Raw genomic sequence first — 20,558 nt, 5'->3', positions numbered from 1 at the left:
ACGCCGAAGCACTAACCTTGTAGCGACACGCCGAAGGGGGATGAGTATGGACGCTTCGAGAAAGCCTGAGCTGCTCGTCGTGACCGGCATGTCGGGCGCAGGTAGATCTACGGTTGGCAACGCCCTCGAGGACCAGGGCTGGTACGTAATCGACAACCTGCCACCGCAACTACTTGGACCAATTTCTGATCTTTTTAGCCTCAGCAAGGCGACGCTCCCAAGAATCGCGGTCATCATTGACGTTCGCGGAGGCGAGTTCTTCAATGAGCTGCAAACTTATCTTGGGCAGCTAAGAGCTAGAGACATAAACGTCAGACTTCTATATCTTGAAGCGAATGACCAGGCCCTCGTGAAGCGCTTTGAGTCAGTACGCAGACCTCACCCGCTGCAGGGCGAGGGCACAGTCTTGGATGGCATCACTAGGGAGCGCAAGGAGCTATTGAGCCTTCGCGAGAGTGCCGACATTGTCTTTGACACCTCCGAGCTGAATGTTCACCAGCTGACCAACCGAGTGGCCGAGGCTTTTGCCACCAACTCACGTGCACTGAAGGTCAATGTGATGAGCTTTGGTTTCAAGTACGGGCTTCCGGCAGACGCCGATTTGGTCGCGGACATGCGCTTTATCCCTAATCCGCACTGGCAAGAGCAGCTTCGGTCCAAGACCGGCAATGACCCTGAGGTTTCGCAATATGTGCTGGCTCAGCCGGGGGTAGCAGACTTCGTCGAGCATTATGTGGCGGCATTGAAGAGCGTCCTGGCTGGTTACCGAACTGAAAACAAACGTTTTGCGACCATCGCCATCGGTTGCACCGGAGGCAAGCACCGCTCGGTCGCAATTGCAAATCGAATTGCCGCACTGCTTGCTGCAGATCCAGACGTAACTCTTTCGGTTTCACACCGAGATTTGGGGAGAGAGTAATGCCACTAACTCAGGCAATAAAAGAGGAGCTAGCCCGTGTTCCGATGTCTAAGGGTGTCGAACGCGCAGCTGAGCTCGCCACCATTTTGCGATTTGCAGGCGGATTGCACCTAATTTCCGGTCGTATCGCCATCGAGGTTGAGCTTGATTCCCCAACCCTTGCTCGCCGAATCTCGAGAGCAATCTTGGAGCTATATGGGATTCAATCCGAACTCTCGGTAATTTCGGCTTCTGGCCTGAGAAGACAGAGTGGCTATCAGATCAGAGTCCTACGCGAGGGTGAGCTGCTTGCGCGTCAGACCGGTTTGATTGACAACAAGGGCAGACCTGTGCGGGGTTTGCCTGCAACCCTGGTGTCTTCAACTATGGATGAGGCAAGAGCCATCTGGCGTGGAGCTTTCTTGGCTCACGGCACGATCACCGATCCAGGTCGCTCCACCTCACTTGAGGTGACCGCCCCGGGCAATGAGTCTGCAATGGCCCTGGTTGGCGTTGCTCGAAGACTTGGTGTGGTTGCCAAGGCGCGCGAGGTTAGAAATGTTTTCCGAGTCGTGGTTCGCGATGGTGATGGCATCACTCAGCTTCTGAAGGAAATGGGCTGCGTCGAGCAACTCAAGAAGTGGGAAGACCTCAAGACCAGGCGCGAGGTCAGGGGAGTCGCGAACCGCCTGGCAAACTTCGATGATGCCAACCTCAGAAGAAGCGCACAGGCCGCTGTCGCTGCCGGTGCTCGCGTTCAGCGTGCACTTGAGATCCTTGGACCAAGTGCTCCGGCGCACCTAAAGTACGCCGGTGAGCTGAGGCTTAAGCACCGCGACGCTTCGCTAGATGAACTTGGCAGATTGGCTGAGCCACCGATGACTAAAGATGCGATAGCTGGTCGAATCAGAAGACTGCTTGCCACTGCCGACCGCAAAGCAGCGGACCTTGGCATTCCAGACACCGAGTCGGCCATAACAGATCTACTAGAGGAATAAATCCGCCCGGATTTTGACTTAATCCCAACGAATGGAGACCCAAATGACTTACACCCTGCCAGAATTGAGCTACGACTACAGTGCGCTCGAGCCTCACATCTCGGCTCGCATCATGGAGCTTCACCACTCCAAGCACCACCAGGCCTACGTCACCGGTGCGAATGCTGCCCTTGCAGCCATGGAGCAGGCTCGCGCGGAGGGTAACTACGCCAACCTGCCAAAGCTGCAGAAGGACCTAGCTTTCAACCTTGGTGGTCACGTGAACCACTCGGTGTTCTGGCAGAACCTAGCTCCCCAGTCGGGCACACCTGAGGGTGAGCTGGCCGCTGCGATTGATGAGTACTTCGGCTCCTATGAAGCCTTCAAAAACCACTTCAGCGCCGCTGCTGTTGGTATTCAAGGCTCTGGCTGGGCCTACCTAGCTTGGGACTCAATCGGTAACCGCTTGATCATTGGTCAGATGTACGACCAGCAGGGCAACATTGCACTTGGAAATGTGCCGCTGTTGATGCTGGACATGTGGGAGCACGCCTTCTACCTGGACTACCAGAACGTCAAAGCTGACTACGTCAAGGCCTTCTGGAACATCATCAACTGGGAAGATGTGGCGAAAAGATTCGCTAGCGTAAAGGTGGCTTCACGCTCGCTACTGCTAGGCTAATCGAGTCCGCCCAAAGGCGCGTGGAGCACTAAATAATTCACTCTTTCCCAGAAACTGGAGAACTCCCGTGACTCGAATTGGTATCAATGGTTTTGGCCGCATTGGACGTAACTACCTCCGTGCCGCACTTGCCCAGAACTCCGAGCTTGAGATTGTTGCAGTAAACGACCTTTCAGACCCTAAGGGTCTAGCCCACCTCTTGAAGTACGACTCGGTTACCGGTCGTTTGGATGCTGCTGTGTCCGTTGAGGGCGACAGCATCATCGTCAACGGCAAGGCGATCAAGGTTCTTGCAGAGCGTGACCCAGCAAACCTAGGTTGGGGTGACCTAGGAGTTGATATTGTCATCGAGTCAACCGGTCGCTTCACCGACGCTGCCGACGCCAAGAAGCACATCCAGGCTGGAGCAAAGAAGGTCATCATTTCTGCACCTGCGACTGGCGAGGATGCAACCTTCGTTATTGGTGTAAACGAGCACCTGTACGACAGCTCGAAGCACCACATCATCTCCAACGCGTCTTGCACCACTAACTGCCTCGCTCCACTTGCAAAGGTTTTCAACGACAAGTTCGGCATCAAGAACGGTCTGATGACTACTGTTCACGCCTACACCGCCGACCAAAACCTGCAGGACGGTCCTCACTCGGACCTTCGCCGCGCACGTGCAGCCGCCATCAACATCGTTCCTTCAACCACCGGAGCCGCTAAGGCAATCGGATTGGTCCTTCCAGAGCTAAAGGGCAAGCTAGATGGTTTTGCACTTCGCGTTCCGGTCCCAACCGGTTCAATCACTGACCTAACTTTGGTCTCTGAGAACGCGGTAACCGTGGACGAGATCAAGGCAGCCTACAAGGAGGCAGCCGAGGGCCCACTAAAGGGCATCTTGCTCTACACCGAGGACCCAATCGTTTCCTCCGACATCGTTACCGACCCTCACAGCTCGATCTTCGACGCTGGTCTAGTTCGCGTAATTGACAACACCGTGAAGCTATCCAGCTGGTACGACAACGAGTGGGGTTACTCCAACCGCCTCGTTGAGCTAACCGCGCTGGTTGCCTCCAAGCTCTAATGCTCAGAAGCATCAAAGGCCAGTCTTTTGCTGGCAAGAGGGTGATTCTCCGCTGTGATCTGAATGTTCCAATCAAGGACGGTCAAATCACTGACGATGGCCGAATTCGTGCATCCCTGCCAACCATCAAAATGTTGGTTGAGCAGGGTGCCTCGGTTGTTATTTGCTCCCACCTCGGAAGACCTGAGGGTGCGCCAGATGCTAAGTACTCGCTAGCACCAGTTGCTGAGCGGCTCGAAGAGCTTCTTGGACAGCCAGTTGTGTTCTCAGAGGAGACGGTTGGCCCAAAGGCCAAGGCTGCTGTGAAGATGCTCGCAGAGGGCGGGGTAGCGCTTTTGGAGAACCTTCGTTTCAATCCGGGCGAGGCATCTAAAGATGCCACCGAGCGCGAGGCTTTTGCAAAGGAGCTTGCCGAGCTCGGGGATGTCCTCGTTTCCGACGGTTTTGGTGTTGTTCACCGCAAGCAGGCAAGCGTTTACGAGTTAGCTCAGGTAGTTCCGAGCTACGCAGGCTTGCTGATTTCCAACGAGCTTGACGTTCTAAAGCGTCTTACCGACAATCCAGAGCGTCCATACACGGTTGTTTTGGGTGGCTCCAAGGTCTCGGACAAGCTCGGTGTCATCGGCCACCTCCTACCAAAGGTCGACAAGTTGGTAATCGGCGGCGGCATGGTTTTCACCGTTTTGGCAGCCCTTGGTCACAAAGTCGGCAAGAGTTTGCTGGAGGCGGATCAAATCGATACCGTGAAGGGTTTCTTGGCTCAGGCTGAGGAACTAGGGGTTGAAGTTGTGCTTCCAACCGACATCGTGGTTGCTAGCGGTTTTTCAAAGGACGCCAGTTTTGAGGTCGTAAAGGCTGACCAGATTGAGTCTTCAAGTTTTGGAGACACCGGCATGGGCCTCGACATCGGTCCTGACAGTGCGGTGGCATTTGCGGCAGCCGTCGCCAGCTCGAAGACTGTTTTTTGGAATGGCCCAATGGGTGTATTCGAGTTCGAGAATTTTGCCGCGGGAACCAAGGCAGTTGCTGCAGCACTAATGGGCGTGGCAGGACTTGGCGTTGTGGGTGGTGGCGATAGTGCCGCGGCGGTGAGAGCCCTAGGTTTTGATGAGACCAAGTTTGGACACATCTCAACCGGTGGTGGTGCTTCACTTGAATACCTTGAAGGTAAGACCCTGCCCGGACTGGAGGTCCTAAATGACTAAGCGCACCCCATTCATTGCTGGTAACTGGAAGATGAACCTGGATCACCTCCAGGCCATCGCGCTGATTCAGAAGCTTTCCTGGACCCTCAGCGACGCAGACCATGATTTCTCCAAGGTAGAGGTCTGTGTCTTCCCACCTTTCACTGACCTCAGAAGTGCGCAAACCCTGATTGAAGCAGAGAAGTTCGAGCTGAAACTGGGTGCTCAGGATCTGTCCAAGCACGACTCGGGAGCATTTACCGGTGAAGTATCTGGAGCATTCCTTTCCAAGTTGGGCGTTGGCTATGTTTTGATTGGACATTCCGAGCGTAGGCAGTACCATGCCGAGACCGATGAGGTTGTGCGAGACAAGGTTGCGGCCGCTTGGCGTCACAACCTCGTGCCAGTGATCTGTGTTGGCGAGACCCTGGAGGAGCTTGAAACCGAGGGTCAAAGCGCTGTCCCGGTTCGACAGACGCTCGCTGCACTTGCTGGTCACGAGACCCTGGGTGAGTTTGTAATCGCTTATGAGCCTGTATGGGCAATTGGCACAGGCAAGGTTGCGACCCCAGCGGAGGCTGAGGCTGTTACCAAGGCGATTCGCGCCAGCCTGAAGGAGAGCTTCGGCGACGAGGTCGCCCAGAGCAGAATTCTCTACGGTGGTTCAGTCAAGGCCAACAACGTTGCCGGGTTCTTGGCATCGGGCGAAGTCGATGGCGTATTGGTTGGTGGCGCAAGCCTCGATGCTGAGGAGTTCGCGGGTATCGCGCGCCTCCAAAAGCACATAGTTCTATAATTTGACAGTCTTATTGAAAAGAGTTGTTTATGGCTGCCTTGCAAACCGCACTCCTAGTGCTGCTGGCGATTACTAGCACCCTGCTGATTATGATGATCTTGCTTCACAAGGGTCGTGGTGGCGGAGTTGCCGACATGTTCGGTGGCGGCATGACCTCCTCAATGAGTTCATCCGGTGTCGCAGAGCGCAACCTAAACCGCATCACCATCGTGCTAGCGCTGGTTTGGGTAACCGTAATTATCATCCTCGGACTCTTCACTAGATTCGGCTGGGCGGCTTAGTGTCAAATTCAGCCTCAATTCGCGGCGCCCGCGTTGGCGCTGGACCAATGGGTGAGCAGGATCGCGGTCACCAGGTACCCAAGATCACTCTGAGCTTCTACTGCTCAAACGGACATGAGTCCCACCCGATGTTTGCTGCTACGGTCAGTTCTGAAGACCTGCCTTCCGAGATCGACTGCCCAAACTGCGGCCTGCCTGCTGGTAAAGACAAGGCAAATCCACCATTGGTGGCGAAGATTGAGCCGTATAAGACACACCTCGCATACGTGAAAGAGCGTCGAACCGACGAAGAGGCAGCTCAGATTCTTGATGAGGCACTCAGCGCTATCAGAGAGCGTCGTGAGCGCGCGGCAGCTGCTGCTAAAGCGCGCGGCTAAGTTCTAGGTCAATAAACCAAAGGGTCTTTTCAAGGCCTTTTACTTTTGCAACTGGTAGTTCACAATCAGCACTCCTCGCGCAGCGAACAGCATCGGCCTTGGCGTCTCCCGAGGCTACAAACCAAACCTGACGCGAACGATTCAACGCGTCATAGCTAAGACTGAGTCGCTGCGATGGTGGCTTCGGTGAATCGGACTCAGCAACCACCAGTTCTCCGGGGGAGTCGTGACCTGGGAAGAGGCTAGCGACGTGACCATCGGGCCCCATGCCCAAGATTGTCAGGTCAAAAACTGGGTTCTCACCGAGTTCCTGCTTGAGAAAGGCTTCGAAGTTCTCGGCGGCAGTGTCCAGATCTTGATCAGCATCTGGGTAGCGGAGCAGATATTTCTCTAGCCCCGGCCAAGCGACTAAACCCTGATGCTCATTTCTGTCGGCATGAGAGGGGGCGACAAAGCGCTCGTCGCCAAAAACGAATTTCACAGGAAGCGTGCCATTGTCAAACTTGGCAAACTCTCGAATCACTTCAATACCCAAAGTTCCACCAGTGAGGGCAACAAGTTTCGTGCTGCCATCTTGCTGGATCAAAGCCGCTAGCCTCGATGCAACCTCTGAAGCAACCTGGGTTGGTGTGTCAAAAACCTCAAAGTCACTCATTTGGCTAGAAAGCCTCGCAGCACGTTGCCGAAGATCTCATCCTCACCCAAAAAGCGCATATCCTCGACCAAGCAGTCTTGATCCGAACGGCGGGGGAGAAGCACTGAGCTGTCTGGAGCACCGGTTTGCTTGATGGTTGCTACCTGATCTGGTCTGTGAACGTGCAGGTAACCGTCTTCAAACTCAACCTCCACGCCATAGATGCCCTGAATTTGAACACCGTCCACAACTGAAATCAGTTCAGCGTGGATGCCGAGAGAAGTGCCAAGCCACATCGCCAGCAAGTCAGCGCTCGGAGAGCTTGCGCTACCCAAGACTCGAACCTTCGTGACCCTTCGGTGGGCATGCTGCTCAAATAGCGCAGCTAGCTGAGCTCTCCAGAGAGTGATTCGAGTCCATGCCAGGTCGCCATCACCCGGTTGGTAATTGGAAGCAAACTCTTTCAAAAATTCACGGGCGTTGTTTTGCAGGGCTGAGTCGATCAAACGTCTTGACGCTATTTGACCAACCGCAGAGCTTGCGGGGCTTGCGGAGCAGGAGGATGGCCACCACGCCACGACCGGAGCATCGGGTAGCAATAGTCCGGTAATCAAAGATTCTGGGTTCGATGCGGCATCACCGTAGGCGCGCAATACGATGACCTCGGACGCTCCCGCGTCGCCACCAACGCGAATCTGGGCATCAAGCTGATCTGCAGCCTCCGAGTGAGGCTCGTCGGCAAGCACGATGATTCTGGAAGGGTGCAGTCTTGAGGCGCCATTGGCAGCCTTGATAGCTGCCTCAACATGCTCAAGGTCTGTCTGAATCAGCAGCGTGAGAACTCGACCCAGTGCGACCACACCACCAGAGTCACGAAGCTCCTGAAGCTTCTTGCTCACCTTAGAGACGGTGGTGTTTGGGATATCAACGATCATGGTCGCCTCCAGGATCTGCCATCAATTTCGAGCATGCGATGCGCGGACTCTGGTCCCCAGCTGCCCGGTGCATACGGCTCTGGTCTGGAATTCTGCTCCCAGTGGCTAACGATAGGGTCGAGAATCTCCCAGGAGAGCTCGACCTCACGCTGTCTTGGGAATAGTGGTGGTTCACCCAGCAATACATCAAGGATCAGACGCTCATAGGCCTCAGGGCTGTCCTCAGTGAAGGCATGGCCATATCCAAAGTCCATGGTTACATCGCGAACCTGCATGCTTGGCCCCGGAACCTTTGATCCAAAGCGCATGGTCACACCCTCGTTGGGCTGAACCCTGATGACCAAGGCATTTTCACCCAGTAGAGCAGTCTGCTCTTGGGCGAATAGCTGTTGCGAAGCTCGTTTGAACACGACTGCAATCTCGGTCACGCGTCTACCTAGCCGCTTGCCAGCGCGTAGGTAAAAGGGGACACCCTTCCAGCGATCGGTGTCAACATCGAGTCTGAAAGCCGCGAAGGTCTCGGTCTTCGACTGCGGGTTAATCCCGTCCTCTTCCAAGAATCCCAGCACCTGCTCACCACCCTGCCAACCGCCCAGGTATTGCCCGCGAGCGGTGTGCTTAGAGAGATCTGCCGGCAACTTAACTGCCGCGAGAACCTTTTCCTTTTCGGCACGCAGGTCGGTGGCGTCGAAGGAATCAGGTTGCTCCATGGCAGTTAGCGCGAGTAGCTGCAAGAGGTGATTCTGAATCACATCACGAGCCGCTCCAATACCGTCGTAATACCCAGCCCTGCCGCCAATGCCAATATCCTCGGCCATGGTGATCTGCACGTGATCGATGTGCTGACTGTTCCAAATAGGCTCAAACATTTCATTGGCAAACCGCAATGCCAAAATGTTCTGCACTGTCTCTTTACCGAGGTAGTGATCGATTCGGAATACCGAGTCGGCCGGAAACACTCGCTCCACAACTTCATTCAACTCGCGTGCCGTCTTGAGGTCAGATCCAAAGGGCTTCTCAATGACTACGCGACGGAACTCACCTGGCCCAGCATCAGTCAATCCAGCTGCTTCCAGCTGATTCACAACCAGCGGGAAATCCCGCGGCGGGATTGATAGGTAGAAGGCGTGATTACCTGCCGTGCCTCGCTCTCGGTCGAGCTCATCAACAGTTCGCTTCAGCTCTTGGAAAGCCTCAGGATCATCGTGACGCCCCGAGACAAATCGAATGCCTTGAACCAACTGCTCCCATACCGAATCAGACCAAGGGGTTCTGGCGTGTGCCTTAACAGCCTCATAGACCACGGTTTCGAAATCTTGCTTTGACCAGTCACGTCTAGCGAAACCGACGAGAGAAAAAGCAGGTGGCAAAAGGCCTCGGTTGGCTAGGTCATAGACCGCCGGCATTAGCTTCTTGCGCGATAGGTCACCGGTAACACCAAACATGATCAGACCGCTAGGGCCTGCAATCTTGTGCAGTCGACGGTCTTTGGGATTACGCAGTGGGTTAGTTGCCATTTAGCTAAGAGCCCTCTTGATCAACTCGAGGTCAACCAATGGGTTACCTAGGTCCAGCGAAAGAACTGGAAGGCCGTTCGACTCCAGCACTCTGGCATCACCGGCAGCCTGAGCTGCGATCAGGGTGCCAAAGGTAAATGGTCGACCCTCGATTTCTAAGTCTTGGTCAACCTTGTGGGTCAGCTGCAGGAACACACCCTGCTTCGGCCCACCCTTGTGATACTGACCCGTGGAGTGCAAGAACCTAGGTCCCCAACCAAAGGTCACTGGACGACCGGTTTTCTTTGCGATCAGGTCTCGCAGCTCCTCGAACTGTGGATACGCCTCACGGTTGAGGTAGGCGTGAATCGAGATGTAACTTGAGTCATTAAGCCTTGAGAAAAGCTCTTGAATGGCTGCCTCTACAGTCTGACCCGAGAGTTCAAACCCAAAAGACTTTGCCGCTACACCACGATCGGTAAAGTCCGGGTCGGTTAGCTCTGCGGGGGAGTCCAGTAGCTCACGTGCCGCTACCTTGGCCGACTCTACGTTTGGCTGATCGAATGGGTTTATACCCAGCAAATATCCTGCAACTGCAGTGGCGTACTCCCACATCAGGAATAGCTCACCCAGATCACCAAAGAAGCTCACATCTTCCGAGTCAGCATCTCTGTTCGCAAAGCGGGTAATCAAAACATCAGATGTCGCCGTTTGAAACTCTGGGGCATTCGAACTCACCACCACAGGTAGGGTGCCAAAGTCTTCTTTTCCGGTGCTCTCAGCAACCAGCTGCTCGACCCAGTCTCCAAATCCAAGAAGTGAGCCGGAGTCGACTAGAAACTTGTCCTTGAAACCTGCAGCAGACTTAGTCTTGGTCAAAGCAGCAGCCAGCCAAAGAGCGGGATTGTCTGAAGAATCTGAGCTCAAAACCGAATCAGCAGCCCTGGCCGATGCAAGCAAGCCTGTGATGTCAGCCCCAGCTAAACCAGATGGCACTAGACCAAATGCCGTGAGCGCTGAGTAGCGACCGCCAACGTTTGGATCGGCATTGAAAACCCGGTAGCCAGCCTGGCGGGCTGACTGGTCAAGCGGTGAACCTGGGTCGGTGACAATTACGATGCGCTCAGTCGGGTCAATACCGGCTCCCCTGAAAGCAGTTTCAAAGGCACGCTTTTGAGAATCAGTTTCGACGGTTGAGCCAGACTTAGAGGAAACAACAACAACTGTCTTCTCAATCTCATTAAGCGCGCTGCGAACCTGAGATGGATCAGTGGAATCCAGAACCACGAGCTCAACCCGAGCGTTCTTGGTGATTACCTCGGGGGCAAGCGAGGATCCACCCATGCCGCAGAGCACAAATCGAGTGAGACCGGCCTTGCGGAACTCGTCCCGAAGTTCAATGATTTGTGGCACAAGCGGTAGCGAAATTTCGGCAGACTCAACCCAACCGAGGCGAATGCTCGCCTCTGGCTGCGCCTGCGGTCCCCAAATACTGGAGTCCTTTGCTCGAATGCGCGACGCAACCTGGTCCTTGACCAGTAGATCCACAACCTCGTTTAGCTCAACCAGCTTGCTCGCTACCGAAACTCTCATCGAGCAGCCTCCAGGGCGGCCTCAACTGACGCGACTAGCTCATCCCAGGATGCAATGAACTTCTCCACACCCTCTTTTTCAAGCAATGCGGTCACGTCATCGAAATCGACTCCTGCAACGCTCAACTCCGCAAGGAAGTCACTGGCGGCAGCAAGGTTTGGCTCAATGGTGTTACCGGTTACAACACCATGGTCTCCCATCGCCATCAAAGTCTTCTCTGGCATGGTGTTTACAAGCTGCGGCGCAACAAGTTCTGACACATAAAGGGTGTCTGGAAGGTTAGGGTCCTTAACTCCAGTCGAAGCCATCAGTGGACGCTGGGCATTGGCACCCTTCGCGCTCAACTCGTTCCAACGCGGTCCCTGAATGCTCTCCAGGAACAGACCGTAAGCCAAACGAGCGTTCGCAAGAGCAGCCTTGGAGCTGAGTTCGCTGCGGCCCAGGGCTGCTAGGCGCTTGTCTACTTCAGTGTCCACGCGAGAAACGAAGAAGGAAGCTACAGAGTGAATTTTGGACAGGTCGATGCCCTTAGCAGCAGCCTTCTCAAGACCCAAAAGGTAGGCGTCGATCACCTCTGCGTAGCGCTCGGTCGAGAAGATCAGCGTCACGTTCACCGAGATTCCATTCGCGATGACCTCGGTAATCGCTGGAAGCCCGGCCTTGGTCGCTGGAATCTTGATCATGACGTTCTCTTTGCCAACCATTTTGTAAAGCTCGAGTGCCTGCGCGATGGTCGCCTCGGTGTTGTGAGCAAGACCTGGTTCAACTTCGATTGAAACGCGACCATCAACACCGTTGGAGGAGCGATACAGATCAGCGAAGATGTCGCAGGCGTCCGCAACGTCCTTCGAGGTGATTTCAGCAATCGCCTGGGCAGCAGAAGCACCCTTGGCCGCCTGCTCTGCAATAGCAGAACCGTAGGAGGAGCCCTTCAGCGCGGCGGCGAAGATAGTGGGGTTGGTGGTCACACCGCGAACCGAAAAATCGCGGATCAGATTCTCGAGGTTTCCGGACTCGATACGGTCTCGGGATAGGTCGTCCAGCCAGATTGAAACTCCGGCGTTAGTTAGATCTTGAAGTGAAGACATGGATGTTAGTTACCTTTGATAGAAGACTGAACGGCAGCTACAACTGCCTCGGTGGTGATGCCAAACTCACGGTAGAGAGTCTGGTAGTCAGCGCTTGCGCCATAGTGATCGATTCCAACGGCGACTCCTTGGTCACCGATGAACTCTCTCCAGCCCAGAGTTAGGCCGGCCTCAACGGATACACGAGCCTTGATCGCTGGTGGAAGAACCTGGTCGCGGTAGCTCTGAGGCTGCTCCTTGAACCACTCCACACACGGCATCGAAACTACGTTTACCGCGATTCCTTGACTCTGGAGCTGGGCCTGAGCCTCGAGTGCAAACTGAACCTCGCTACCGGTGGCGATGATTACCGCCTGGGGGTTAGATACCTCCGATAGGACGTATCCACCCTTGGAAACCATGGACGCAGATGCGAACTTGCTGCGGTCAACAACCGGAAGGTTCTGACGCGTGAGCACGATGCCAGCGGGGTTGTTCTTGCGACGCATGATCTCAAGCCAGGCCTGTGCAGTCTCGTTAGCGTCTGCTGGTCGCACCACATCGAGCTGAGGAATTGCACGTAAAGCGGTTAGGTGCTCGATCGGCTGGTGAGTTGGGCCATCTTCACCCAAAGCCACCGAGTCGTGAGTCCATACGAACGTTGATGGGATTCCCATCAGAGCCGCTAGACGAACAGCTGGTCGCATGTAGTCAGAGAACACCAGGAAGGTGCCACCGAAGACTCGAGTGCGCCCGGAAAGGGTAATGCCGTTCAGAATGGCACCCATGGCGTGTTCACGAACACCGAAGTGCAGAATGCGACCGGCGGCCTTTGGGGTCCAGTGCTTGGTCTGCCACTTGCTTGGCACGAATGAGCCACCACCTTCGATGGTGGTGTTGTTGCTCTCCGCTAGATCTGCAGAGCCACCCCACAGCTCAGGTAGCTTGGCGGCTAAAGCATTGATTACCTTGCCGGAAGCGGCACGGGTCGCAACCTCGGTGCCTGCTTCAAATACCGGTAGAGCCGACTCCAAATCTGCCGGTAACTGCCCAGCTTCAAGGCGAGTGAAAAGGTCTGCTGCGGCTGGGTTCTTGCTCTTCCATGCCTCGAACTGCTTGTTCCACTCGGAATGCTGTTCCGCCCCGCGGTCAACCAACTTGCGGGTGTGCTCTAAGACGGCAGGGGAAACGTCGAAGCTTTTCTCAGGGTCAAACCCGAGTGCCACCTTCAAGCCGGCAAGCTCTTCAGCTCCGAGCTTTGAACCGTGGATCTTTCCGGTGTTTTGCTTCTCAGGCGAAGGCCAGCCAATGATCGTGCGAAGCGTGATCAGAGTTGGCTTATCGGTCTCGAGCTGGGCCTCGCGAATGGCGTCGTACAGAGCTGAGACATCTTCCTTGTAGCCGCCCTTGCGCCAGTCGACCTCGAGGGTCTGCCAGCCATAGGCACGGTAACGTGCGGCCACATCTTCGGTGAAGGAGATGTTGGTGTCATCTTCAATTGAGATCTGGTTTGCGTCGTAAATCACAATGAGGTTTCCAAGGCCGAGGTGACCAGCGATGGAGGCTGACTCAGCGCTGACACCCTCCTGCAAATCACCATCACCGGCGATCACATAAACCTTGTGGTCAAATGGGCTCTCGCCTTGGTTCTCGCCATCAAATAGTTCACGTTCGAAACGCTGAGACATGGCAAAGCCAGTGGCGGATGCCAATCCCTGGCCCAGCGGTCCAGTCGTGATTTCGACACCCTTGGTGTGACCAAACTCTGGGTGACCAGGGGTCAGTGATCCCCAGGTGCGAAGCGCCTTGATGTCATCTAGCTCAAGACCAAAACCGCCCAGGTATAACTGGTTGTAAAGAGTCAGCGAGGAGTGCCCAACGGAGAGAATAAATCGGTCCCTGCCAGCCCAACGATCATCGCTCGGGTTGTGGCGCATTACCTTCTGGAACAACAGGTAGGCCACGGGCGCAAGCGAGATTGCGGTACCAGGGTGGCCGTTGCCAACTTTCTCAACGGCATCTGCTGCCAAAACTTTGGCGGTTTTTACCGCCTGGTCATCTAGTTCAGTCCATTCCAACAATTAAAAAGTTTCCAATCTTGAGGCTTTTTCAATGGGGGAGATGACGGGGCGGCGATGCTCCGAATTTGCTTTGAAGTCTATACCTTCAGTTTCTGTGGCGGTGCAGGAGGATTAGACTTGTCGCGATGTCCACCCCCGCAAAAACCAAGCCTTCTTTTGGCGCGAAGCTTCGCGCCTACTTCGCGCTGACCAAACCGCGGGTAATCGAGTTGCTGCTGATCGCAACCGTGCCAACCATGATCCTGGCAGCGGGGGAGATTCCTCCTCTAACTCTCATGCTGGCAACCTTGATTGGTGGAGCGCTCAGCGCGGGAAGTGCCAACGCTTTCAACTGCTACATCGATGCCGACATAGACAAGATCATGGGTCGAACAAAGAACCGACCACTGGTTACCGGTGAGCTGACCAAGACTGAAGCGCTTTGGTTTGCCTGGGGCATCGGTGTGCTATCGGTGGTGTGGCTATGGGTAACGGTGAACCTACTCAGCGCTCTGCTGTCACTTGCGGCAATTCTGTTCTACGTCTTCGTCTATACCCTCGGGCTAAAGCGCAGGACCCCGCAAAACATTGTCTGGGGTGGTGCTGCAGGAGCGATGCCGGCGCTGATCGGCTGGTCGGCAGTCACCAACGAAGTTTCGATAACGGCCTGGATCTTATTCCTGATCATCTTCCTGTGGACTCCGCCGCACTACTGGCCGCTTTCGATGCGCTATCTCGAGGACTACCGCGATGCAGGCGTTCCAATGTTGCCCGTGGTGGCAAAAAACGAGGTCGTTGGTCGGCAGATAATTCTTTACGCCTGGGCATACCTGGCTGCAACGCTGCTTCTAATTCCAATCGCGGGTATGGGTCTGGTATACACGGCAGTGGCAGTAATTGCCGGTGCATGGTTTACCTGGGAATCACACCGCCTGTACAACGAAGCCAAGGTCGGTATCCCAAAGAATCCGATGCGGCTTTTCCACGGTTCTATCTCGCATCTGACGCTTTTGTTCTTGGCAATCGCGATCGACCCACTGCTTCCGTTCTAAGCCGAGAGTTCCTTCAAGCGAGCTAGGGCCTCGAGGCGTTCAGTCGCGTGATCCACAATCGGAGCGGGGTAGCCATTTGCCAAACCGTCTACCAGCAACCAGGGCTGGTGAACCGCTTTGCCAGGAATGTGAGCCAGCTCGGGGATGTATCGCCTGACGTAGTCACCCTGCGGGTCGAACTTTTCGCCCTGGGTAATTGGATTGAAGACCCTGAAAAACGGTGAGGCATCAGTGCCACAACCCGCGGTCCACTGCCAGCCATGACTATTTGAGGCCGGATCGAAGTCAGTTAGGTGCTCTTCAAAGTGGCGAGCGCCGACCTGCCATTCAAAGTGCAAATCCTTCACCAAGAAACTGGCAACGATCATTCTCGCTCGGTTATGCATCCAACCTGTGCTTCTGAGCTGTCGCATTGCGGCGTCAACCATAGGGAAGCCAGTCTTCCCCTCTTTCCAAGCCGCAAGTAGTGCTTGCTTTTCACTTGGGTCGTCATAACGCAGCCTGGCGTACTTGAGATCGAAGTACTCATTCAAGGTGTGAGGGTTGTGGAACAGCACATCAGCGTAGAACTCTCGCCAGGCAATCTCCTTGCGGAAGACCTCCTCTGATGCCGACGAACCGAGTCGGTAGAGGATGGTCCTGGGGTGAATTTCTCCATGGGCAAGAGCATGTGAGAGGTGCGAGGTGCCACCTAGATCTGATCTATCGCGCAGCGTGTCGTATGAGGCAGCTCTGGAAACCATAAATCGCTCCAGGGTTCTTAGTGCGTAACGCTCGCCGGCTCGGATCTTTACCGGAGACTCGGTAGCCTCGGGAATTGAACCACCCTTGAGCTGCCAGCTTTTGGCAGCATCGAGGTCAACTTTGAGAGGTGCTGGGACCGGCACCTGGGACCAACGCCGATAAAAAGGTGTGTAGACCCGCAGGGGATTACCATCATCCTTTCTCACCGTCCCAGGCTCGACAGCGTAATTGGATCCAACCAATTTGAGTGCGATTCCAGCACCAAACAGTGCCTCTGCCAGCTGTGACTGCCAAAGCATCGCATTGGTATCAAAATTCCTCGTCATGTATACAGCTTCGACCTGTGCTTCAACCAACGCTGCAACCAGTTCTTCGATGTTCTTGAACACCGCTAGCTGCGAAGGCAGATCCTGCTGCAGCGCTGCCAGGGAAGCGATAAGAGAGTTTGAGCGAATCGGCAAAAGCTTTGCAAAGTCAGCTGGTAGACAAAAGGCAAACGCAACCTCGTGATCAGCCGCAAGCGTGAGGGCTTCGTTGTCTTGGACTCGAAGATCTCTAGTGAATAGGTGAACTACCTTCATTTAGCTTTTTTTTGCAGTGAGCCAGAAGAACGTAACCATTGATGAAAGCACTGCAGCTCCTAACATGTGCAGTGCAACCAAAAACGGTGGCACTCCCATCCTGGCTTGAATGACACCGACCAGCGCCTGAGCGACCGATGTGACGAAAAGTAAGGCCAATGCTCTTGTTGGATAGCTCTTCAAGCTCGGCGCAGTCTGACCCTGGGCTACAAGTGCCACGACTATCAGAATCAGCATTAGGTAGCCTGGGTAAGAGTGGTAATGCTGCCAGATTTCAAGATCTAGGCCATTTCTTGGGGTATCGACATCCCCAGCGTGAGGCCCGGCACCTGTTACAACCACACCGATCAAGATTGTGATAGCGCTCACCACTGCAACCGGCCAACGAAGCTTGTTGGCCATTGGAGCGACAGGACCCATTGTCTTAGGAAGTGCCCTGAAGACCATCACGCTTGCTAGTGCAATCAAATACGCCGATAGCACGAAGTGAAGACCCACGATCCAAGGGTTCAGTTGGGTAAGCACCGTGATTCCACCAAGCACTGCCTGGCCAATAATGCCTAGGCCTAATCCGAATGCCGGCACCAGGGTTGAAATTCTCACGGCTCGCTTTGCTCGCCTGATGAAGGTGGTCACGAACGTTATGGTCAAGGCGGCGATCAGTACCCACAGCGCGATCACGAACAGCTCTGGGCCGAACACCACAGCCAAAACCAGCGACACTACGAGCAGCACCATGGTGGCGAAGAAGGCGAGCGTGGGCACTAAGAGCTGACGCTTGGCTGGGTGGGTGCGGAAAATGGTGATGAAAGTGAGAAGTGCGATCACCAGCAGAACAATCGTGAGTAGGCGGTTACCGAACTCGATGATTCCGTGAATACCCATCTCGGGGGTTGAAACTAGCGAGTCCTCGGTGCACTTTGGCCAGGTAGGGCAGCCGAGTCCGGAGGCGGTTAGCCTCACCAGGCCGCCGGTCACGACGATAAGAATCTGAGTTGCTAGCGAGAGCCAAACGTAAAGGCGAATTCGCTGCTCGGCCACGATCTTGTCGAACCAGACCGTCTTCATCATTCGCAATTCCATACCTCAACTTAGGTTCCCCTAAGTAGTTCCCAGCCCGGATGACTGTTAACCTTTTCAGGGTCTGAGACAAGTCTCTCACGCTCAAATTGGTAGGAATAACCAACCAAGGCGAGGGTTGAATCAGTATGAAAAACCAGGAGGATGCGTGTCCGAAAAAATCATCGACCGCCCAGAGCTTGATGAGCTCGGTAACTACGAGTTTGGTTGGTCCGACAAGGACGATGCCGGAGCGTCTGCTAAGCGCGGTATCAACGAAAGCGTCGTAAAGGACATCTCAGGCAAAAAGAGCGAGCCAGACTGGATGCTGGAGCGTCGCCTCAAGGGTTACGAGTTTTTCCTCAAGAAGCCAATGCCATCATGGGGTTCCGACCTATCCGGCATTGACTTTGACAACATCAAGTACTTCGTTCGTTCCACCGAGCGTCAGGCACAGTCCTGGGAAGATCTGCCTGATGACATCAGAAACACCTACGAGCGCCTGGGCATCCCAGAGGCCGAGCGTCAGCGCCTTGTTGCCGGTGTCGCTGCCCAGTATGAGTCTGAGGTGGTTTATCACCAGATCCGCGAGGACCTAGAAGAGCAAGGCGTTATTTTCTTGGACACCGACACCGCGTTGAAGGAACACCCTGAGATTTTCAAGGAGTACTTCGGCACCGTGATCCCGGCTGGAGACAACAAGTTTGCAGCGCTAAACACTGCCGTTTGGTCCGGGGGATCATTCGTTTACGTGCCCAAGGGCGTTCACGTTGAGATTCCACTGCAGGCCTACTTCCGCATCAACACCGAGAACATGGGTCAGTTCGAGAGAACCCTGATCATCGCAGATGAGGACTCCTACGTTCACTACATCGAGGGCTGCACCGCCCCGATTTACCAGTCAGACTCGTTGCACTCTGCTGTGGTTGAGATCATCGTGAAGAAGGGCGCACGCGTTCGCTACACCACCATCCAGAACTGGTCAAACAACGTCTACAACCTCGTGACCAAGCGCGCAATCGCTCACGAGGGTGCCACCATGGAGTGGATCGATGGCAACATCGGTTCCAAGGTGACCATGAAGTACCCAAGCGTCATTCTCGCGGGCGAGCACGCTAGGGGAGAGACCCTCTCAGTTGCGTTTGCAGGTGAGGGTCAACACCAGGACGCCGGAGCCAAGATGATTCACCTCGCTCCTCACACCACGAGCTCAATTGTCTCCAAGTCAATCGCTCGAGGAGGCGGTCGCACAAGCTACCGCGGCGAGATTCGAGTAAACCCAGGTGCTCACCACTCGGCAAACACCGTGCGCTGTGACGCGCTATTGGTTGACACCATCTCGCGATCTGACACATACCCAGCAAACGACATTCGTGAAGACGATGTGTCGATGGGTCACGAGGCAACTGTTTCTCAAATTTCTGCTGAGCAGCTTTTCTACTTGCAGTCTCGCGGCATGCCTGAGGATGAGGCCATGGCAATGATCGTGCGCGGATTTATCGAGCCGATCGCCAAGGAGCTACCGATGGAGTACGCCCTTGAACTGAACAAGCTCATTGAGATGCAAATGGAAGGCGCGGTGGGCTAATGACTCAGCACGGTATCAAAGAGCACAGCCACGGAAACGTTCCAATTCAGACTCGCTCCGAGCGTCCACGTTCCACCTCAGTGGCAGACTTCGAACCAATTTCTAAGCTTCAGGAAATCTGGCGCTACCTGCCGACCGACAAACTTCGCGGCCTAGATGCTGAAGTTATGGCCGAGGTTGCAGATGAAGACATCTCGCTCCGATTGGTAGCAGGTGTAACCGCGCGTTCGGTTGAGTCGACCGACCCAGTTGTCGGTCAGGCGGGTCTGCCTGAGGACCGCGTTTCAGCTGCAGCATGGACTAACGCATCCAAGACCCTATTGGTTGAGGTCCCTGCGGAGTTCAGCTCTGCCGAGGCGAGCTTTATCAAGATTCAGCCAACCTCGACCGAAGCGAAGGCCTCCCACCTCGTTGTGAAAGTTGGCAATTTTGCCAACGCCACCGTGGTCTTGGACCATGTCGGAGTGGGCTCGCTGGCAGAGAACGTCGAGATCATCTTGGGTGATGGTGCACAGTTGAACTTTGTTTCAATTCAGCAGTGGGAGAGTGGCTCCAGCCACATTTCATCGCAGTTCTGCCGCCAGGGTCGCGACTCGAAGCTAAAGCACGTAGTGGTCTCTCTGGGCGGTGACTTGGTTCGCGTGACACCAACCGCATTCCTCTCAAGCCCAGGTGCTGAGGTTGAGATGTTTGGTGTTTACCTGGCCGACACTGGAAACTACTTCGAACATCGACCATTCGTGGATCACATCGCGAAGAACTGTGTCTCTAACGTGGCGTATAAGGGAGCACTGCAGGGCGCTGGTGCGCACACTGTTTGGGTAGGCGACGTCCTAATCCGCGAGAGCGCTGAGGGCACCGACACCTACGAGCTAAATCGCAACCTGCTCTTGGTGGATGGCGCTCGAGCTGACTCAGTGCCAAACCTCGAGATCGAAACCGGCAAGATCGAGGGTGCCGGCCACGCCAGTGCCTCGGGTCGATTTGACGATGAGCAGCTTTTCTACCTGATGGCTCGCGGTGTCTCAGAGTCAGATGCCAGAAAGCTTGTGGTTCGCGGCTTCCTCAATGAGATCATTCAGAAAATCGGTATCGAAGAGATTGAACAGCGCTTGATCTCTGTAATCGAACTAGAACTAGAGAGAGTTGGTGCATAGACATGGCAACCAAGATTTGTTCCCTAGATGACCTAAAGCCAGGTAAGGCAATCAGGGTCAAGATCAACGATCACGCGATCGCAATCATTAGAACCCCAAACGGTGATGTGAAGGCACTTGATGACAAGTGCTCACACGGCGAGATCTCGCTTTCCGAGGGGTTCGTAGACAACGAGACCGTAGAGTGCTGGGCACACGGTGCGAAGTTCGATCTCAACACAGGCAAACCACTCAGCCTTCCGGCATATGAACCGGTTGCCACCTACGAGGTGCTGATCGACAACAACGACATTTACGTGGAATACGAATAGGACTTAGGTAAGGAAAT

General features: G+C 54.8%; 20 protein-coding genes. 12 read left to right on the top strand and 8 right to left on the bottom strand.

Going from position 1 to position 20,558, the window contains the following annotated elements; translation table 11 throughout:
• Positions 1-40: 40 nt before the first annotated feature.
• The 8 genes from rapZ (at position 41) to OO713_RS03050 (ending at position 6,264) form a co-directional block, all read left to right on the top strand.
• Positions 41-919, top strand: coding sequence for an RNase adapter RapZ (gene rapZ / locus OO713_RS03085; protein WP_264786234.1), 879 nt, complete (start codon positions 41-43; stop codon positions 917-919).
• Positions 919-1,896 (top strand): DNA-binding protein WhiA, encoded by a 978-nt coding sequence (whiA, locus tag OO713_RS03080; RefSeq protein WP_264786232.1) that lies wholly within the window; start codon positions 919-921, stop codon positions 1,894-1,896. The genes rapZ and whiA overlap by 1 nt, the downstream gene beginning before the upstream one ends.
• 43 nt (positions 1,897-1,939) lie before the next feature.
• Positions 1,940-2,557: a superoxide dismutase gene (locus tag OO713_RS03075; protein WP_264786231.1), complete on the top strand. Its 618-nt coding sequence runs from the start codon at positions 1,940-1,942 to the stop codon at positions 2,555-2,557.
• Between the two features lie 67 nt (positions 2,558-2,624).
• Positions 2,625-3,626 carry a type I glyceraldehyde-3-phosphate dehydrogenase gene (gene gap / locus OO713_RS03070; RefSeq protein WP_264786230.1) on the top strand — a complete coding sequence of 334 codons (1,002 nt, stop codon included), beginning with the start codon at positions 2,625-2,627 and terminating at the stop codon, positions 3,624-3,626.
• Positions 3,626-4,831 (top strand): phosphoglycerate kinase, encoded by a 1,206-nt coding sequence (locus OO713_RS03065; protein ID WP_264786228.1) that lies wholly within the window; start codon positions 3,626-3,628, stop codon positions 4,829-4,831. The genes gap and OO713_RS03065 overlap by 1 nt, the downstream gene beginning before the upstream one ends.
• Entirely contained in the window at positions 4,824-5,606 is a 783-nt protein-coding gene (tpiA, locus tag OO713_RS03060; protein WP_264786227.1) for a triose-phosphate isomerase, read from the top strand. Before OO713_RS03065 ends, tpiA begins: the two co-directional genes overlap by 8 nt.
• Before the next feature lie 29 nt (positions 5,607-5,635).
• A complete protein-coding gene (secG, locus tag OO713_RS03055) occupies positions 5,636-5,887 on the top strand; it encodes a preprotein translocase subunit SecG (RefSeq protein WP_264786226.1) in 252 nt (83 codons plus the stop codon).
• Complete coding sequence (locus OO713_RS03050; protein ID WP_264786225.1) at positions 5,887-6,264, top strand: RNA polymerase-binding protein RbpA; 378 nt, start codon at positions 5,887-5,889, stop codon at positions 6,262-6,264. The genes secG and OO713_RS03050 overlap by 1 nt, the downstream gene beginning before the upstream one ends.
• Here the strand turns inward: OO713_RS03050 and pgl are convergent.
• Genes pgl through tkt form a run of 6 tightly spaced genes read right to left on the bottom strand, consistent with a single transcriptional unit; the run spans position 6,248 to position 14,067 of the window.
• A complete protein-coding gene (gene pgl / locus OO713_RS03045) occupies positions 6,248-6,919 on the bottom strand; it encodes a 6-phosphogluconolactonase (protein WP_264786224.1) in 672 nt (223 codons plus the stop codon). The two genes, OO713_RS03050 and pgl, sit on opposite strands and share 17 nt — an antisense overlap.
• Complete coding sequence (locus OO713_RS03040) at positions 6,916-7,833, bottom strand: glucose-6-phosphate dehydrogenase assembly protein OpcA (RefSeq protein ID WP_264786223.1); 918 nt, start codon at positions 7,831-7,833, stop codon at positions 6,916-6,918. The genes pgl and OO713_RS03040 overlap by 4 nt, the downstream gene beginning before the upstream one ends.
• Complete coding sequence (gene zwf, locus OO713_RS03035; RefSeq protein WP_264786222.1) at positions 7,830-9,350, bottom strand: glucose-6-phosphate dehydrogenase; 1,521 nt, start codon at positions 9,348-9,350, stop codon at positions 7,830-7,832. Before zwf ends, OO713_RS03040 begins: the two co-directional genes overlap by 4 nt.
• A complete protein-coding gene (locus tag OO713_RS03030) occupies positions 9,351-10,922 on the bottom strand; it encodes a glucose-6-phosphate isomerase (RefSeq protein ID WP_264786221.1) in 1,572 nt (523 codons plus the stop codon). It lies immediately after the preceding gene.
• Positions 10,919-12,010, bottom strand: a complete 1,092-nt coding sequence (gene tal / locus OO713_RS03025) for a transaldolase (RefSeq protein ID WP_264786219.1) — start codon at positions 12,008-12,010, stop codon at positions 10,919-10,921. The genes OO713_RS03030 and tal overlap by 4 nt, the downstream gene beginning before the upstream one ends.
• A 5-nt stretch (positions 12,011-12,015) precedes the next feature.
• Positions 12,016-14,067: a transketolase gene (gene tkt / locus OO713_RS03020; RefSeq protein WP_264786217.1), complete on the bottom strand. Its 2,052-nt coding sequence runs from the start codon at positions 14,065-14,067 to the stop codon at positions 12,016-12,018.
• Between the two features lie 128 nt (positions 14,068-14,195).
• Here tkt and OO713_RS03015 point away from each other — a divergent pair, with 128 nt between their 5' ends.
• The gene (locus OO713_RS03015) at positions 14,196-15,101 is read left to right on the top strand and encodes a heme o synthase (RefSeq protein ID WP_264786215.1); all 906 of its coding nucleotides are present in this window, start codon (positions 14,196-14,198) and stop codon (positions 15,099-15,101) included.
• Here the strand turns inward: OO713_RS03015 and OO713_RS03010 are convergent.
• Positions 15,098-16,426, bottom strand: coding sequence for a deoxyribodipyrimidine photo-lyase (locus OO713_RS03010; RefSeq protein WP_264786214.1), 1,329 nt, complete (start codon positions 16,424-16,426; stop codon positions 15,098-15,100). The genes OO713_RS03015 and OO713_RS03010 overlap by 4 nt on opposite strands.
• Positions 16,427-17,497 carry a COX15/CtaA family protein gene (locus OO713_RS03005; RefSeq protein WP_264786213.1) on the bottom strand — a complete coding sequence of 357 codons (1,071 nt, stop codon included), beginning with the start codon at positions 17,495-17,497 and terminating at the stop codon, positions 16,427-16,429. It abuts the gene before it with no gap.
• 157 nt (positions 17,498-17,654) lie between these two features.
• On the opposite strand from OO713_RS03005, the gene sufB reads away from it, so the two are divergent.
• From sufB to OO713_RS02990, 3 genes are read left to right on the top strand one after another with little or no spacing between them, the layout of a single operon-like run.
• Positions 17,655-19,073 carry a Fe-S cluster assembly protein SufB gene (sufB, locus tag OO713_RS03000; RefSeq protein ID WP_264786212.1) on the top strand — a complete coding sequence of 473 codons (1,419 nt, stop codon included), beginning with the start codon at positions 17,655-17,657 and terminating at the stop codon, positions 19,071-19,073.
• Positions 19,073-20,230 (top strand): Fe-S cluster assembly protein SufD, encoded by a 1,158-nt coding sequence (gene sufD, locus OO713_RS02995; RefSeq protein WP_264786211.1) that lies wholly within the window; start codon positions 19,073-19,075, stop codon positions 20,228-20,230. The genes sufB and sufD overlap by 1 nt, the downstream gene beginning before the upstream one ends.
• Before the next feature lie 2 nt (positions 20,231-20,232).
• The gene (locus OO713_RS02990) at positions 20,233-20,541 is read left to right on the top strand and encodes a non-heme iron oxygenase ferredoxin subunit (RefSeq protein WP_264786210.1); all 309 of its coding nucleotides are present in this window, start codon (positions 20,233-20,235) and stop codon (positions 20,539-20,541) included.
• The last annotated feature ends 17 nt before the right edge of the window (positions 20,542-20,558 follow it).

Source organism: Aquiluna sp. KACHI24 (assembly GCF_025997915.1).
Lineage (GTDB): Bacteria > Actinomycetota > Actinomycetes > Actinomycetales > Microbacteriaceae > Aquiluna.
The sequence above is the reverse complement of the archived record's forward strand: the minus strand, read 5'-3'. Positions and strand labels throughout refer to the sequence as shown.